The sequence below is a fragment of the Rhodococcus sp. EPR-147 genome (genome assembly GCF_001647185.1).
In the GTDB taxonomy this organism is placed as follows: domain Bacteria; phylum Actinomycetota; class Actinomycetes; order Mycobacteriales; family Mycobacteriaceae; genus Rhodococcoides.
In genome coordinates, this window is record NZ_LVCU01000271.1 from 1 (window position 1) to 568 (window position 568).

Consider the following 568-nt stretch of genomic DNA (forward strand, 5'->3'; position numbering starts at 1 on the left):
AGCTTTCGGGCGCAGGCAAACTACGACCTCCTTCTCCGCCTCTCTGGACGGATCGTTAAAGGATGTCTGACAACAACTGCGTAGAGCCTAGCAACGCTCTGCGAACCGAGACCAGCAGGCTCGCAGAGCGTTCGGTCACACGTGCGTCGACCGTGCGATCACTGCTCGGCGTCGACCGACGCTTCACCGGACGCATCGGACTGGGTACGGCTCGAGACGGCCGCGGCCGCGGCGCGTACCTGCGGCGCGACCAGGACGATCTGACCCAGCACGCCGTTGACGAACCCGGGCGAATCGTCGGTGGAGAGCTGTTTGGCCAGCTCGACGGCTTCGTCGACGGCGACGACCGGTGGCACGTCGGTGGCGTGGAACAACTCCCAGACGGCGACGCGCAGGATCGCCCTGTCCACCGCAGGCAGACGGGTGAGCGTCCAGTCCTTGAGGTGATCGGCGATCACGCCGTCAAGGCGATCGAGATTCTCGGCTACGCCCTCGACCAAGGTCGAGGTGTAATCACTGACGGGAGCGATCGTGTCGTCGCCGCGTGCGAGTTCGATGCGCTCGGTGG

1 protein-coding gene is annotated in these 568 nt (G+C 65.3%); it reads right to left on the reverse strand.

Features of this window, described 5'->3' with window-relative positions; genetic code table 11:
* Nucleotides 1–158: 158 nt before the first annotated feature.
* Nucleotides 159–568 (reverse strand): transcription antitermination factor NusB (nusB, locus tag A2J02_RS12950; protein WP_068050559.1); only part of this gene is annotated, 410 nt, incomplete at its 5' end.